This window comes from Rhizobium deserti (assembly GCF_004358025.1).
GTDB classification, from domain to species: domain Bacteria; phylum Pseudomonadota; class Alphaproteobacteria; order Rhizobiales; family Rhizobiaceae; genus Neorhizobium; species Neorhizobium deserti.
The window spans coordinates 1085302-1099821 of sequence record NZ_SMTL01000001.1 but is presented as its reverse complement, the minus strand read 5'-3'; the positions used below and the strand labels follow the sequence as shown (position 1 = coordinate 1099821).

At 60.5% G+C, this 14520-nt stretch carries 11 protein-coding genes; 10 read left to right on the top strand and 1 reads right to left on the bottom strand.

The window, feature by feature from the left end; all coding sequences use genetic code 11:
* The first annotated feature begins 63 nt into the window (after positions 1–63).
* Together E2F50_RS05255 and E2F50_RS05250 are read left to right on the top strand one after the other, a co-directional pair.
* Positions 64–1227, top strand: a complete 1164-nt coding sequence (locus tag E2F50_RS05255; RefSeq protein WP_133314968.1) for a M20 aminoacylase family protein — start codon at positions 64–66, stop codon at positions 1225–1227.
* Between the two features lie 22 nt (positions 1228–1249).
* Positions 1250–3097: an ABC transporter ATP-binding protein gene (locus E2F50_RS05250; protein WP_133314967.1), complete on the top strand. Its 1848-nt coding sequence runs from the start codon at positions 1250–1252 to the stop codon at positions 3095–3097.
* Positions 3098–3256: 159 nt separating this feature from the next.
* Here E2F50_RS05250 and E2F50_RS05245 read toward each other — a convergent pair whose 3' ends face one another.
* On the bottom strand, positions 3257–5023 hold the full coding sequence (locus E2F50_RS05245) for a methyl-accepting chemotaxis protein (protein WP_133314966.1): 1767 nt from the start codon (positions 5021–5023) through the stop codon (positions 3257–3259).
* 335 nt (positions 5024–5358) lie between these two features.
* Between E2F50_RS05245 and E2F50_RS05240 the strand changes: the two genes are divergently transcribed.
* From E2F50_RS05240 to E2F50_RS05205, 8 genes are all read left to right on the top strand, one after another.
* Positions 5359–6312: a sugar-binding transcriptional regulator gene (locus E2F50_RS05240; protein ID WP_133314965.1), complete on the top strand. Its 954-nt coding sequence runs from the start codon at positions 5359–5361 to the stop codon at positions 6310–6312.
* A 143-nt stretch (positions 6313–6455) separates the two neighbouring features.
* Positions 6456–7781 carry an ABC transporter substrate-binding protein gene (locus tag E2F50_RS05235; RefSeq protein WP_133314964.1) on the top strand — a complete coding sequence of 442 codons (1326 nt, stop codon included), beginning with the start codon at positions 6456–6458 and terminating at the stop codon, positions 7779–7781.
* A 133-nt stretch (positions 7782–7914) separates the two neighbouring features.
* Positions 7915–8787, top strand: coding sequence for a carbohydrate ABC transporter permease (locus E2F50_RS05230; RefSeq protein WP_133314963.1), 873 nt, complete (start codon positions 7915–7917; stop codon positions 8785–8787).
* 9 nt (positions 8788–8796) lie between these two features.
* Entirely contained in the window at positions 8797–9621 is an 825-nt protein-coding gene (locus tag E2F50_RS05225) for a carbohydrate ABC transporter permease (RefSeq protein WP_133314962.1), read from the top strand.
* A 12-nt stretch (positions 9622–9633) separates the two neighbouring features.
* On the top strand, positions 9634–10653 hold the full coding sequence (locus E2F50_RS05220) for an ABC transporter ATP-binding protein (RefSeq protein ID WP_133314961.1): 1020 nt from the start codon (positions 9634–9636) through the stop codon (positions 10651–10653).
* A 22-nt stretch (positions 10654–10675) separates the two neighbouring features.
* Positions 10676–12157, top strand: a complete 1482-nt coding sequence (locus E2F50_RS05215) for a mannitol dehydrogenase family protein (protein ID WP_133314960.1) — start codon at positions 10676–10678, stop codon at positions 12155–12157.
* Between the two features lie 12 nt (positions 12158–12169).
* Complete coding sequence (locus E2F50_RS05210) at positions 12170–12871, top strand: HAD family hydrolase (RefSeq protein WP_161974003.1); 702 nt, start codon at positions 12170–12172, stop codon at positions 12869–12871.
* A 55-nt stretch (positions 12872–12926) separates the two neighbouring features.
* Positions 12927–14507, top strand: a complete 1581-nt coding sequence (locus E2F50_RS05205) for an FGGY-family carbohydrate kinase (RefSeq protein ID WP_133314959.1) — start codon at positions 12927–12929, stop codon at positions 14505–14507.
* Positions 14508–14520: the final 13 nt, after the last annotated feature.

Genomic DNA, 14520 nt, shown 5'->3' with positions numbered 1-14520 from the left:
AATATCCTTCCGACATCTGGCCTCGGTCAGAAGGAAACAGCAAAAAAACAACGGGGTATCGTAATGCCGGTCATCAATCGCGTCGCCGAAATGCAGGATGAGGTCGCAGAATGGAGGCGCCATCTGCATGAGAATCCGGAATTGCTCTACGACGTTCATCACACGGCGGATTTCGTTGCAGACAAGCTTAGATCCTTTGGTTGCGACGTCGTCGAAACCGGTCTCGGCAGGACCGGCGTTGTCGGCATCATCAAGGGCAGCCAGGGCGAGGGGCCGGTGGTCGGCTTCCGGGCGGATATGGATGCGCTGCCGATTCTGGAAACCTCCGGCAAGGCCTGGGCTTCAAAAACGCCCGGCAAGGCCCATTCCTGCGGTCATGACGGCCATACGGCAATGCTGCTCGGAGCGGCGCAATATCTGGCGGAAACGCGCAACTTCAAAGGTTCGGTCGCGGTGATCTTCCAGCCGGCGGAAGAGGGCGGCGCCGGCGCGCTGGCGATGATCAACGACGGGTTGATGGAGAAGTTCGGCATTGCCCAGGTCTACGGCATGCACAACGAGCCGCGCCTGCCGGTGGGCAGCTTTGCGATCCGTAAGGGTTCGACCATGGCGGCTGCCGATACGTTTGAGATCACCATCAACGGCCGCGGCAGCCATGCTGCCCAGCCGCATCTTTCGATCGATCCGGTGCTCGCCGCATCGCATGTGGTGGTGGCCCTGCAGTCAGTCGTTTCGCGCGAAACAGACCCCCTGAAGTCGCTGGTGGTCACGGTTGCCTCCATCCATGGCGGCGAGGCGAGCAATGTTATTCCCGCCTTCGTGAAGCTGGCCGGCACGGTGCGCACGCTGCTGCCGGAAACGCGCGATTTTGCCGAAAAGCGGTTGAAGGAGGTCGCAGAGGCGACTGCCATCGCGCATGGAGCGAGCGCCGAGGTTATTTATCACCGTGGCTATCCGGTCACGTTCAACCATGACGAGGAAACTGATTTCGCCATTGAGATTGCCAGCAAGGTTGCAGGGCCGAAGGCTGTCAATGTCGGCGTGCCGCCGCATATGGGCGCCGAAGACTTTTCCTACATGCTGGAAAAGCGTCCGGGCGCCTTTATCTTTATCGGCAATGGCGACACGGCCAATCTCCATAATGCCGCCTATGACTTCAACGACGAGGCGATCCCGTTCGGCGTCAGCTATTGGGTCACGCTTGCCGAAACCGCGCCTGCCGCCTGAGTTCTGGAACAAGGAGAATACCATGCTGCTTTCTGGCAACGCGATGGAGCAGGGCGGCGGTTCTGTGACGCCGGTTCTTTCAGTGCGAAACCTGTCTACCTCGTTCCGGGTCAATGACGAGTGGAAGACTGTCGTGCGCAATATTTCCTTCGATGTCGCGCCGCGTGAGACGGTGGCTATCGTCGGCGAGTCGGGCTCGGGAAAGAGCGTCACTTCGCTGTCGATCATGCGGCTCTTGCCGAAAAATTCGAGCAGGATCGAAGGCCAGGTTCTGCTCGGTGCCCGGGATCTGCTATCTCTGCCGGAAGAACAGATGCGGCGGGTGCGCGGAAACGATATTTCGATGATCTTCCAGGAGCCGATGACCTCGCTCAATCCGATCTTCCCGATCGGCAAGCAGATCGCCGAGGCGCTGACTGTCCATAAGGACATCAGCAATGCGGAAGCCAAGGCAGAGGTGATCCGGCTTCTGGAAAAAGTCCGCATCCCGAATGCCAAGAGCAGGTTCGACGAATATCCTCACCAGTTTTCGGGCGGCATGCGCCAGCGCGTGATGATCGCCATGGCGCTGGCGTCGCGGCCCAAGCTGCTGATCGCCGACGAGCCGACGACGGCGCTCGACGTGACGATCCAGGGCCAGATCCTCGACCTCATCAAGGTTCTGCAGGAAGAGGAGGGCATGTCGGTCCTCTTCATCACCCATGACATGGGCGTCGTTGCCGAAGTCGCCGACCGGACGATCGTCATGTATCGTGGCGATGCGGTCGAGACTGGCGAAACCAGCGACATCTTCCACCGTGGCCAACATCCCTATACGCGGGCGCTTCTTTCCGCCGTGCCGCGTCTCGGCTCCATGGGCGAGCGGCGGCTGCCGCTGCGCTTCCCGATCGTCGACGTCAAGACCGGCGAGCAGCAGGTGCTGGCCGACGTGCAGGACACGGTGGGTAAGGGCAAGACGCCGATCCTCGACGTCAAGGACCTGACGACCCGCTTCGACATCCATTCCGGCCTGTTCGGTCGCAAGACGGGCGCCGTGCATGCGGTGGAAAAGGTTTCCTTCGATCTGTTCGAAGGGGAAACCCTGTCATTGGTTGGCGAGTCCGGCTGCGGGAAGTCAACGACAGGCCGTTCCGTGACACGGCTGATCACCCCGACCAGCGGCACTGTCCAGGTTGACGGCTATGACGTGATGAGCCTCGATCAGCACGCGCTGCGCAAGATGCGCCGCTCAATCCAGATGGTCTTCCAGGATCCTTTCGCATCGCTCAACCCGCGCATGAGCGTCGGCTCAGCAGTGATGGAGCCCTTTATCGAGCACAAGCTCGGCAGCAAGGCGCAGGCTCGCGAAAAGGCAGCGGCCCTGCTGGAGAAGGTGGGCTTGTCGGCCGACATGATGCGCCGCTTTCCGCACGAGTTTTCCGGCGGTCAGCGCCAGCGCATCGCCATCGCCCGGGCGCTGATGCTCGATCCCAAGGTCATTGTCGCCGACGAGGCGGTTTCGGCGCTCGACGTGTCAATCAAGGCGCAGGTCTGCAATTTGCTGCTCGACCTGCAGCAGAGCCTCAACCTGGCCTTCCTGTTCATTTCCCACGACATGGCGGTGGTGGAACGGGTCAGCCACCGGGTTGCGGTGATGTATCTGGGTGAAATCGTCGAGATCGGGCCGCGGGCGGCGGTGTTCGAAAACCCGCAGCATCCTTATACGCAAAAGCTGATTTCGGCCGTGCCTGTGCCGGATCCATCGCGCCGCCGGATCAAGCGCAACATGTCGACCGACGAGATCAAGAGCCCGATCCGGCCGGTCGATTACGTGGTGCCGAAGCGGGAATATCGGGAAATATCCGCCGGCCATCTGGTGCAGGTGGCGTAGACCTTTCAGGTCTGCGGTTGTTCAGCGGCTATGGGGTCACGGTATTGTTAGATGATGCCTTGACCCCTGGTCGTTTACGACTGGAACGGCGGTATCCGCTTGTGATGGCGAATGCCGCCGCTTCTTCTCATGCCTTAGAACGGCCAGCTGGGCTGGCGCTTAGAACTCGCTCCATTCGACCTTCATGGCCGCATTTCCATGCGTCGCCATTCTTGGAGCTGCCGCGCGCTGCGGCGCCGGCCTCGGGGTTGCGCTGCTTGGCGCCGTGCGGTGTGCCTTGGCGCGATCATCGAACTGGAACTGCTCCAAGAGCGCAAACAGAGCCTTGGCTTCCTCGGCCAGGCCGTGGCTTGCCGCCGTCTGCTCCTCGACCATCGCGGCGTTTTGCTGCGTGCCCTGGTCGACCAGATTGATGGCCCGATTGATCTCGCTCAGCGCCGTCGACTGCTCGCGCGCCGATTCGATGATGGCGCCGATATCCTTGTTGATGTCCTGCACGTTGCCTGCGATCTCCTGCAGAGCCTCGCCCGCCCGGCTGACCAGGGTAACGCCGCTTGCCACCTGCGTGCCGGACGCGGTGATAAGTGTCTTGATCTCCTTGGCAGCCGATGCCGAGCGCTGGGCAAGCTCGCGGACTTCCTGGGCAACGACGGCGAAGCCCTTGCCCGCTTCCCCAGCGCGTGCCGCTTCGACGCCGGCATTTAGCGCCAGAAGGTTGGTCTGGAAGGCAATCTCGTCGATCACGCCGATAATGTTGGAAATTTCGGACGAGGACTGGTTGATCTTGTCCATGGCAACGATCGCTTCGTTGACGATCTGGCCGGAATGATCCGCATGCGCCTTGGCGCGGCCGACCAGCTGGCCGGAATCTTCGGCGCGGCGGCTGGAGTCCTTGACGGTCGTCGTGATCTCTTCAAGCGCGGCTGCGGTTTCTTCGACAGAGGCTGCCTGCTGCTCGGTTCGCTTTGCCAGATCATCGGCGGCGGTGCGGATTTCATGCGCGCCGGCCGAGATGGTTTCGGCATTGGTCATGACGGTCTTCATGGCCTCGCGCAGCTTGGCAGAGGCTGCGTTGAAGTCGCGGCGCAGCTTGTCGAGCGATGGGATGAAGGGTGTTTCGATGTTCTGCGACAGGTCGCCCGATGCCATGCTCGTCAGGGAGGAGGCCAGGCGTTCCACGTTCTCGACGCGGGCGGTGACATCGGTGGCAAACTTCACGACCTTGATGACGCGGCCCTTGAAGTCGAAGACAGGATTGTAGGATGCCTGAATAAAGACGTTGCGGCCGCCTTTGCCCATTCTCTTGAACTCGCCAGCAACCAATTCCCCCGCGTTCAGCTTGCGCCACATATCGGCATATTCAGGGCTGGCGGAAAAGCCGGGCTCCACGAACATGCTGTGATGCTTGCCGACGATCTCGGACAGGGAATAGCCGAGTGCCTGCACGAAGTTCTCGTTGGCGGAAAGGATCGTCCCGTCCGTCTTGAACTCGATCGTGGCCTGGGCTCTTGAGATGGCGTCAATTTTTGCGCCCGTGTCGATGCCTTGCATCTTGGTCTGGGTGATGTCGTTGGCGAACTTGACGATCTTCAGAACCTTGCCCGAGCTGCTCTTGATCGGGTTATAGTTTCCACGGATGAAGATCTCTTTTCCGCCTTTGGCAAGGCGGGTGAACTCGCTGCAGACAAATTCACCGCCGCGCAGCTTGTTCCAGAAGGCGGTATAGTCGGAAGATCCGGCATAATCTGCATCCAGGAACATGCGGTGGTGCTTGCCGAGCAGTTCCGCTTCGGAATATCCCATCAGGTCGCAGAAATTCTTGTTCGCCTTGAGAATCTTGCCGTCGACGTCGAATTCGATCACAGCGAAGGAAAGATCCAGGGCGTCGAGGATTTTAGCAGAGTTAGAGCTCAGGAAGCTTGCCATGTGTTTGTTCCATCAGATGCAGTTACATAAGATGCTCGACTATTTAAGTTAAAATTTTGGACATAGTTTTCGTACCTGCTCACTTGGGATCTATGTATTTCTACTTAGATGAAGGACTTACCTCGTAACCTAGGATGCCGGCGACTTTGCCTTCGTGCCTGCTAGGGAGAGTAGAGCTGGAAGCTTTCTCGCGTGGTTGCTTCGGGCACTTCCATGGCTCGGAACTTCAGGGGCGCCGTTTTCGAGGACCCATGCGGTGATCCTGATCCATCCGCCGATCCGTTTGACAGAGTGTCGGAAAACATGGCAGCAAACCCGCGAGGAGAATTTCTGTTATGGCAAAACGGTCCGATTCCCAAGGTCGACTTGACGACGCTGCAAGAGCCGGTTGGCTCTACTATGTCGCCGGTCGCACCCAGGACGAAATTGCCAGTACCATGGGGATATCGCGCCAGTCGGCCCAGCGGCTCGTGTCGCTCGCTATTGCCGAACGGCTGATCAAGGTCCGGCTCGACCATCCCATATCGATCTGCCTCGAGCTTGCGGAAGGGCTGCGGCAGAAATACGGTCTCAAGCATGCCGAAGTGGTGCCGAGTGATCCGGGCGGCGGATCGACGACAGTGGGTATTGCGGAAGCGGCGGCCGCCGAAATCGAGCGCTGGCTGAAACGTCCTGATCCGATCGTCGTGGCCGTCGGGACGGGGCGGACGCTGAAGGCGGCCGTCGACCAGCTGCCGCCGATGGAATGCCCGCAGCACCGCATCGTGTCGCTGACCGGCAATATCGGCCCGGACGGGTCCGCAGCCTTCTACAACGTCATCTTTTCTATGGCCGATGCCATCAAGGCAAGGCATTTTCCCATGCCCCTTCCAGTCCTTTGTTCCTCCACCGCCGAGCGGATCACCCTCCATGATCAATCGCTAGTGCGCTCCACGCTGGCTCTCGGGGCGCAGGCCGACGTGACATTTGTCGGGGTCGGCGAACTGGGCGTCGACGGCCCACTATGCGTCGACGGTTTCATCGGCAAGGAGGAAATGCTGCAACTGATTAAAAGCGGCGCCGCCGGCGAGATCTGCGGCTGGATCTATGACCAGAAGGGCCGACTTCTCGACAATGCCATCAACGAGCGGGTGGCCAGCGTTCCCATTCCGTCGCGCGATGTCTCGCATGTCATCGGCATTGCCCAGGGCAAGCGGAAATGGGCTGCGATGAAGGCGGCGCTCCACGGGGGCCTGCTGAACGGGATCATAACCGACGAACTTGCCGCGACCTTTCTGCTGGCTGACTAACAGAATTATCTCTTGATAATCAATCAGTTGCTTTTTTCCGCTGCGTTGCAGCGATGATTTCCCGTTGACTTGCCCTAGCTAATGTTGGGTAATTGCCCATGAGCAAAGCGAATGCTCGCACTCAATCTTCTCGGGAGGAAGATATGACATTGAAGACGATTTTGCTGAGCGCCTGCTCGGCGTTCATTCTGGCCGGCGTTTCGGCGACCGGTGCCTCGGCCGAAACGCTCACCATTGCGACGGTGAACAATGGCGACATGGTGCGCATGCAGGCCATGGCGCCGGAATTCACCAAGGCCAATCCGGACATCCAGATCAACTGGGTCACCCTGGAAGAAAACGTTCTGCGCGAACGTGTCACGACCGACATTGCCACCAAAGGCGGCCAGTACGACATACTGACCATCGGCAATTACGAAGTGCCGATCTGGGCCAAACAGGGCTGGCTGCTCGAGCTGAACAAGCTCGGCGACAAGTATGACGCCAATGACCTGCTGCCGGCCATCAAGGGCGGCCTGACGGTCAACGACAAGCTTTATGCCGCGCCGTTCTATGGTGAATCGGCGATGATCATGTACCGTAAGGACCTGTTCGACAAAGCCGGCCTGAAAATGCCTGAAAACCCAACCTGGGAATTCATCGGCGATGCGGCCCGCAAGATCACCGATCGCAAGGGCGACGTGAACGGCATCTGCCTGCGCGGCAAGGCCGGCTGGGGCGAGAACATGGCCTTCATCACGGCGCTCGCCAATTCCTATGGCGGCCGCTGGTTCGACGAAAAGTGGAACCCGCAGTTCGACCAGCCGGAATGGAAGGAAGCGCTGCAGTTCTATGTCGACCTGATGAAGGATGCCGGGCCGTCGGGCGCCTCCTCGAACGGCTTCAACGAAAACCTGACGCTGTTCCAGCAGGGCAAGTGCGGCATGTGGATGGATGCGACCGTCGCGGCCTCCTTCGTGTCCGACCCGAAGGATTCCAAGGTTGCGGACAAGGTCGGCTATGCGATCTTCCCGACCAAGGGAGAGATGAAGAACCATGGCAACTGGCTCTGGTCGTGGAACCTGGCTGTTCCGGCTTCCTCCAAGAAGTCCGACGCTGCTCAGAAGTTCATCTCCTGGGCAACCAGCAAGGAATACACCCAGCTCGTAGCTTCCAAGGAAGGCTGGACTGCCGTTCCTCCGGGTACCCGCACCTCGCTCTACAATAACGAGGAATACAAGAAAGCGGCTGCCTTCGCGGGTCCGACCTTGGCTGCCATGCAGGCTGCCGACATCACCAAGCCGACCGTCAAGCCTGTGCCCTATACAGGTGGCCAGTTCGTTGCCATTCCTGAATTCCAGGCGATCGGCACCAATGTCGGCCAGCTGTTCTCGGCGGTCATCGCCGGCCAGTCGACGGTCGACGATGCGCTGGCCCAGGCACAGCGCGCCACCCAGCGCGAAATGAAGCGCGCCGGCTATCCGAAGTAAGAAGCCTCCCAGGCAGACCGCCCGGCCATCCAGCCGGGCGGTCCTTCATAACCAACCACCACACTAAAATAGGTCCCGCGCAGACGTCTCCGTACCTTACGGGGCGCGCGGCCAGTTCGGGGAGGGCGTCGTTATGGCAACGCAAAACACCAAGACGTTGGCGCGGCTGATGATGGCGCCATCCGTTCTGCTTCTACTGGTCTGGATGATCGTACCGCTGGCTATGACGCTGTGGTTTTCCTTCCAGAACTACAATCTGCTGGATCCCTCCAGCGACGGCTTCACCGGCTTCTTCAACTACGAATACTTCTACACCGATCCGGCCTTCTTCCAGTCCGTCTGGAATACGCTCGTCCTGGTCGGTGGCGTGCTTTTGATCACCGTGATCGGCGGGATTGCCATCGCCCTCCTGCTCGATCAGCCGATTTTCGGCCAGGGCATCGTTCGCATCCTGGTGATCTCGCCCTTCTTCGTCATGCCGCCGGTGGCAGCGCTGATCTGGAAGAACATGATCATGCATCCAGGCTATGGGGTACTGGCGGATATTTCGAAATTCTTCGGCCTTCAGCCGGTGGACTGGTTTGCCAGCTATCCGCTGTTTTCGATCGTCGTCATCGTCGCCTGGCAATGGCTGCCGTTTGCAACGCTGATCCTGCTGACCGCCCTGCAGTCGCTGGACGGCGAGCAGAAGGAGGCGGCCGAGATGGACGGCGCGAATTTCATCAACCGTTTCATCTACCTGACGCTGCCGCATATGTCGCGGGCGATCACCGTGGTGATCCTGATCCAGACGATCTTCCTGCTCGGCGTTTATGCGGAAATCCTTGTCACCACCAATGGCGGCCCGGGCTACGCGTCCACCAACCTTGCCTATCTGATCTACCGCGTCGCGCTTTTGAATTACGATGCCGGCGGCGCAGCGGCAGGCGGCATTATCGCGGTCATCCTTGCCAATATCGTCGCCATCTTCCTGATGCGCGCGGTCGGCAAGAACCTGGATCGTTAGGAGAAGATCATGGCTCGTTCCGTTACGACAAGACACAAGGTCACTGCCACGATCTTCGCTTGGATCGTCGCATTGCTGATCTTCTTTCCGATCCTCTACACGATCATCACCAGCCTGAAGAGCGAGACGGAGGCGATTGCGGGCTTCAATCTCCTGCCTTCCTTCACGCTGGAAAGCTATATCACGGTGCAAACGCAGCGCGATTACCTGACGCCGTTCATGAACTCCGTGATCATCTCGGTCGGATCAACCATCCTCGCCCTGATCATCGCCGTTCCGAGCGCCTGGGCCATGGCATTCTCGCCGACGAAGCGGACCAAGGACATCCTGATGTGGATGCTGTCCACCAAGATGATGCCGGCCGTCGCAGTCTTGGTGCCGATCTACCTGATCTTCCGCGATCTCGGTATTCTCGACAGCCGCATCGGCCTGACCGTCGTGCTGATGCTGATCAACCTGCCGATCGTCGTGTGGATGCTTTACACCTATTTCCGCGAGATCCCAGGCGAGATTTTGGAAGCATCGCGGATGGACGGGGCAGGGCTCTGGCAGGAGATCGTCTATGTCCTGACGCCGATGGCCGTGCCTGGCATTGCTTCAACGCTGCTTCTCAACATCATCCTCGCCTGGAACGAGAGCTTCTGGACGATCCGCCTGACGACCACGAATGCTGCACCGCTGACGGCATTCATCGCTTCCTTCTCCAGTCCCCAGGGGCTGTTCTGGGCAAAACTGTCGGCAGCTTCGACCATGGCGATCGCGCCGATCCTCATCCTTGGCTGGTTCAGCCAGAAGCAACTCGTCCGCGGCCTCACCTTTGGCGCGGTTAAGTAAGGACCTTTCGTCATGGGCAGAATCACACTCAAGAACGTTTCGAAGACCTTCGGCGAAGCCAAGGTCATCCCTTCCATCGACCTGGAAATCAACGACGGCGAATTCGTCGTCTTCGTCGGCCCGTCCGGTTGCGGCAAGTCGACGCTTTTGCGCCTGATCGCAGGCCTTGAAGATGTCAGCGGCGGCCAGATCCTGATCGATGGCAAGGATTACACCAATAATGCGCCGGCCGAGCGCGGCCTTGCCATGGTGTTCCAGTCCTACGCACTTTATCCGCATATGACCGTGCGCAACAATATCGCCTTTCCGCTGAAGATGGCGAAGATGGACAAGGCGGCGATCGACAAGAAGGTGACGGATGCGGCCCGCGTGCTGAACCTCACCGACTATCTGGAGCGCCGCCCGTCGCAACTTTCCGGCGGCCAGCGCCAGCGTGTCGCGATCGGCCGCGCCATCGTTCGCGAGCCCTCGGCCTTCCTGTTCGACGAACCGCTGTCGAACCTCGACGCGGCTCTGCGAGGGACTATGCGCCTCGAGATCACCGACCTGCATCACCAGTTGAAGACGACGATGGTCTACGTCACCCATGACCAGATCGAAGCCATGACCATGGCCGACAAGATCGTCGTCCTCAACCGCGGCAATATCGAGCAGGTGGGCTCACCGCTCGAGCTTTACCGGTCGCCGCGCAACCTGTTTGTCGCCGGCTTCATCGGCTCGCCGAAGATGAACCTGATCGAAGGCGCCTACGCCCAGTCCAAGGGCGCCAAGACCGCCGGCATCCGGCCGGAACACCTGCTGCTTTCCAAGGACAGCGGCTTGTGGACCGGAACCGTGACGGTGGCGGAACATCTCGGCGCCGACACTTTCCTGCATGCAAATGTTGATGGGATCGGCCTGATCACCGCCCGCTGCGATGGCGAGTTCGGCGTCACCTATGGCGACCGGATTTACCTGACGCCGGACGAAGGCAAGCTGCACCGCTTCGACGGCCGAGGCCTTGCGATCGGCAATGCCGGCCTGGCCGCCTGAGCGAGACACTGGAGTACTGGAAATGACCGTAAAGCTTTCGCTGGCAAGCCTTCAGGATGCCGCCGCAACCGCCGCCGTGCCGGCCTATGATCCGAAGGGCCTGACAGCCGGGATCGTGCATTTCGGCGTCGGTAACTTTCACCGCGCCCATCAGGCAGTCTATCTCGACGACCTGTTCAACCTGGGCAAGGCGCATGACTGGGCGATCATCGGAGCGGGCGTCATGCCCTCCGACGCCGCCATGCGCGACAAGCTTGCGGCCCAGGATTTCCTGACAACCGTGGTCGAGCAGGACAATAACAAGACGGCAGCCCGGGTCACGGCGCCGATGATCGACATCATTGCGCCCGGCGAAGTTCAGGCCCTGGTCGAAAAGCTTGCCGACCCGACAATCCGCATCGTCTCGATGACCATTACCGAAGGCGGCTATTTCATCGACGCGGCCGGCCACTTCAATCCGGCCCATCTGGCCATGGTCGAGGACGGCGGCAATCCGACGGCGCCAAAAACGGTGTTCGGCCTCATCCTCGCCGGCCTCAAGCTTCGCCGCGAGCGCGGCGTCACACCCTTCACCATCATGTCCTGCGACAACATTCCCGGAAACGGTCATGTGACGGAAAACACCGTCATAGGGCTCGCCAAGCTGTCCGACCCGGATTTCGCGACATGGATTCACGACAACGTGTCCTTCCCGAACTCGATGGTTGACCGCATCACGCCGGCGACAGGACAGCGCGAAATCGATATCCTGAGACAAGATTTCGACATCGACGACAACTGGCCAGTCTTCTGCGAAGAATTCAAGCAGTGGGTGATGGAAGACAGGTTCCCCTCCGGCCGGCCCCGGCTGGAAGAGGTTGGCGTGCAATTTGTCGACGACGTGGCGCCTTACGAACTGATGAAGATCCGCATCCTTAACGGCGGCCATGCGACGATCGCCTATCCTGGCGAATTGCTCGACATCCATTTCGTGCATGAGGCGATGGAGCATCCGCTGATCCGAGCCTTCCTCGCCAAGCTCGAGAAGGAGGAGATCATCCCGATCGTGCCGCCGGTGCCCGATACCGACCTGCATGAATATTTCGACCTGATCGAGCGGCGCTTCCTCAATCCGAAGATCGGCGACACCATCCCGCGGCTCGCCCAGGACGGCTCCAACCGCCAGCCGAAATTCATACTGCCATCGACACGTGACCGGCTGGCGCAGGGCAAGGACATTGTTGGCCTGTCGCTGGTTTCGGCGCTGTGGTGCCGCTATTTCGCCGGCACGTCCGACAGTGGCCGCAAGATCGTCTTCAACGATGCCAGCGCCGAGAAGCTGCAGGCCGCAGCGCTGAAGGCTAAGGACGACCCGGATGCTTTCCTGGTCTTCGACGAAATCTTTGGTGAAGTCTCGAAATCCGATCTCTTCCGTCAGCGCTTCGCGCATGCGCTCAAGACGCTCTGGGCAGAAGGAACGGCCAAGACGCTGGAACTCTATCTCGCTGACCAACTCGTCAAGTAAAGAGGTGCAGCGGTGACGCAGGCGGCGGCCCCATTGGTGATCTTCGACTGCGACGGCGTTCTCGTCGACAGCGAACCCGTCTCGGTGCGGGTGCTGGTCGATGCGCTGCGCCGCAAGGGCGTCGAAATGGACGAGGCGGAAGCCTATCGTCGCTTTTTGGGCCGCAGCCTGGCGACCGTGACCAAAACCATGCAGGAAGAGTTTGGCGTCACGGCCGATGACGCCTTCCTGGAAGACATGCGCCACGACCTTTATCTGCGCTTCCGCTCGGAGCTGAAACCGGTGCCGGGGATTGCGGATGCGCTTGCCAGGCTGACGCTACCCTGCTGCGTTGCCTCCTCCAGCCAGCCTGAACGCATCCGGCTGTCGCTGACGCTGACCGGCCTGATCGACAGGCTCGAACCGCATATTTTTTCCGCTGCCATGGTTGAAAACGGCAAGCCGGCGCCAGACCTTTTTCTGCACGCCGCAGAGCGCATGGGGGTCGCGCCGCGCGACTGCATCGTCATCGAGGACAGCCCGGCCGGCATCGAGGCCGGGCAGCGCGCAGGCATGGTCGTCTTCGCCTTTGTCGGCGGTTCGCATGCCTCGACGCCCGGCTATCGTGAGAGGATTGCGGCACTCTCTCCGGACGTGGTGTTTGACGCCATGCCGGATTTGCTCCACCTTGTCCAAAAACATATAAAGGGTCGCGACAGCACGATTGCCCGATAGCTGCCACAGGCTGGGACGTGCGAAGCGGACATCAGGGACGGGGAAACGGATCTGGATGCGTGATTATCTCGTGGCGGTCGATGTCGGAACGGGCAGCGCCCGCGCCGGCGTGTTTGATTGCGACGGGCGGCTGCTCGCCAAGTCGAAACATCCGATCCTGATGTTCCGGCCAAAGGAAAACCATGCTGAACACGATTCGGAAGATATCTGGGCCGCCACCTGCGCCTCGGTAAAGGCGGCAGTGGCGGAAGCGGGAATAACGAGGTGCGACGTTGCCGCTATCGGGTTCGACGCGACCTGTTCTTTGGTTGCCCGGGATGTGGAGGGGCGGCAGCTCAGCGTGTCGATCACCGGCAAAGACAGCCAGGATACCATCGTCTGGCTCGACCACAGGGCCATCCGGGAAGCCGATTTCCTGTCATCGACCGGTCATCCGGTGCTGGACTTTTCGGGCGCTTCGCTGTCGCCGGAAATGGAAATGCCGAAGCTGATGTGGCTGAAAAAGCACCTGCCGCAGAGCTGGGCAAGGGCCGGCTATTTCTTCGACCTTGCCGATTACCTGACCTGGAAGGCGACGGGGTCGGCAAGGCGCTCGCGCTGCACGCTGACCGCCAAGTGGAATTATCTGGCGCATGAAAAGCCCGGCTGGAATGCCGATTATCTGCGGCTTGCCGGGCTCGAGGACCTTCTCGAAAAGGGCGGGCTGGCGGAGGATACGGTGGCGCCCGGCTCGAGCATGGGGCGTTTGACCCCGATGGCTGCCGAAGATCTGGGGCTCGATGTCGATGTGGAAGTGGCGCCGGGCCTGATCGATGCCTATGCGGGTGCTTTCGGCGTACTGGGCGCTGCCTCGGGGGGGCCGAAACTCGAAACCAGCGTCGCGTTGATCGGCGGCACGTCGAGCTGCATCGTTGCCTTTGCCGGGCAGGCCAAGTCCGGCCGCAGCCTTTGGGGGCCTTATTTCGAGGCGGTGCTGCCGGAACACTGGCTGGTCGAAGGCGGGCAATCGGCGACCGGCGCGCTGCTCGATCATATGGTGAGGATGCATGCAAGTGGGGGCGAGCCGACCGGCGAACTGCATGGCCGCATCATCGACCGCATCGGCGAGCTGCGGGCCATCGAGGGATCGGATCTGGCGCCCGACCTTAATATCCTTCCCGACTTTCACGGCAACCGCTCGCCGCTCGCCGATCCGCATGCAACGGGTGTCATCAGCGGATTGACGCTCGATACCTCCTTCGACGGGCTGTGCCGATTGTACTGGCGGTCCTGCGTAGCGATCGCGCTCGGCATTCGTCACATCCTGGAAACGATGAGCGGCTATGGCTACCGTTTCGAGACGCTGCATGTCACCGGTGGGCATGTCCACAATCCGCTGCTGATCGAGCTTTATGCGGATGTGACGGGCTGCAGGGTAATCGTTCCTGAAACCCGCGACGCGGTTCTGCTCGGCACGGCCATGACGGCGGCGGTGGCCGGTGGCGTTCATCCCGATCTGCCGGCTGCCGGCCGGGCCATGGACGGCGGCGGTACCGAACGTATCGCCAACCCGGAACGGGCCCGGCAATATGACCGGGATTATCGGCGGTTCCTGGCCATGGTCCGGCATCGCGACGAGCTGCGATCGATTGGATAGGGTTTGGTTGGGA

What these genes read in the sequence shown, in the direction of transcription:
- E2F50_RS05245 (WP_133314966.1), bottom strand. Translation starts at nt 5,023, where the DNA reads ATGGCAAGCTTCCTGAGCTCTAACTCTGCTAAAATCCTCGACGCCCTG.
- E2F50_RS05255 (WP_133314968.1), top strand. Translation starts at nt 64, where the DNA reads ATGCCGGTCATCAATCGCGTCGCCGAAATGCAGGATGAGGTCGCAGAA.
- E2F50_RS05215 (WP_133314960.1), top strand. Translation starts at nt 10,676, where the DNA reads ATGACCGTAAAGCTTTCGCTGGCAAGCCTTCAGGATGCCGCCGCAACC.
- E2F50_RS05250 (WP_133314967.1), top strand. Translation starts at nt 1,250, where the DNA reads ATGCTGCTTTCTGGCAACGCGATGGAGCAGGGCGGCGGTTCTGTGACG.
- E2F50_RS05235 (WP_133314964.1), top strand. Translation starts at nt 6,456, where the DNA reads ATGACATTGAAGACGATTTTGCTGAGCGCCTGCTCGGCGTTCATTCTG.
- E2F50_RS05240 (WP_133314965.1), top strand. Translation starts at nt 5,359, where the DNA reads ATGGCAAAACGGTCCGATTCCCAAGGTCGACTTGACGACGCTGCAAGA.
- E2F50_RS05220 (WP_133314961.1), top strand. Translation starts at nt 9,634, where the DNA reads ATGGGCAGAATCACACTCAAGAACGTTTCGAAGACCTTCGGCGAAGCC.
- E2F50_RS05230 (WP_133314963.1), top strand. Translation starts at nt 7,915, where the DNA reads ATGGCAACGCAAAACACCAAGACGTTGGCGCGGCTGATGATGGCGCCA.
- E2F50_RS05225 (WP_133314962.1), top strand. Translation starts at nt 8,797, where the DNA reads ATGGCTCGTTCCGTTACGACAAGACACAAGGTCACTGCCACGATCTTC.
- E2F50_RS05205 (WP_133314959.1), top strand. Translation starts at nt 12,927, where the DNA reads ATGCGTGATTATCTCGTGGCGGTCGATGTCGGAACGGGCAGCGCCCGC.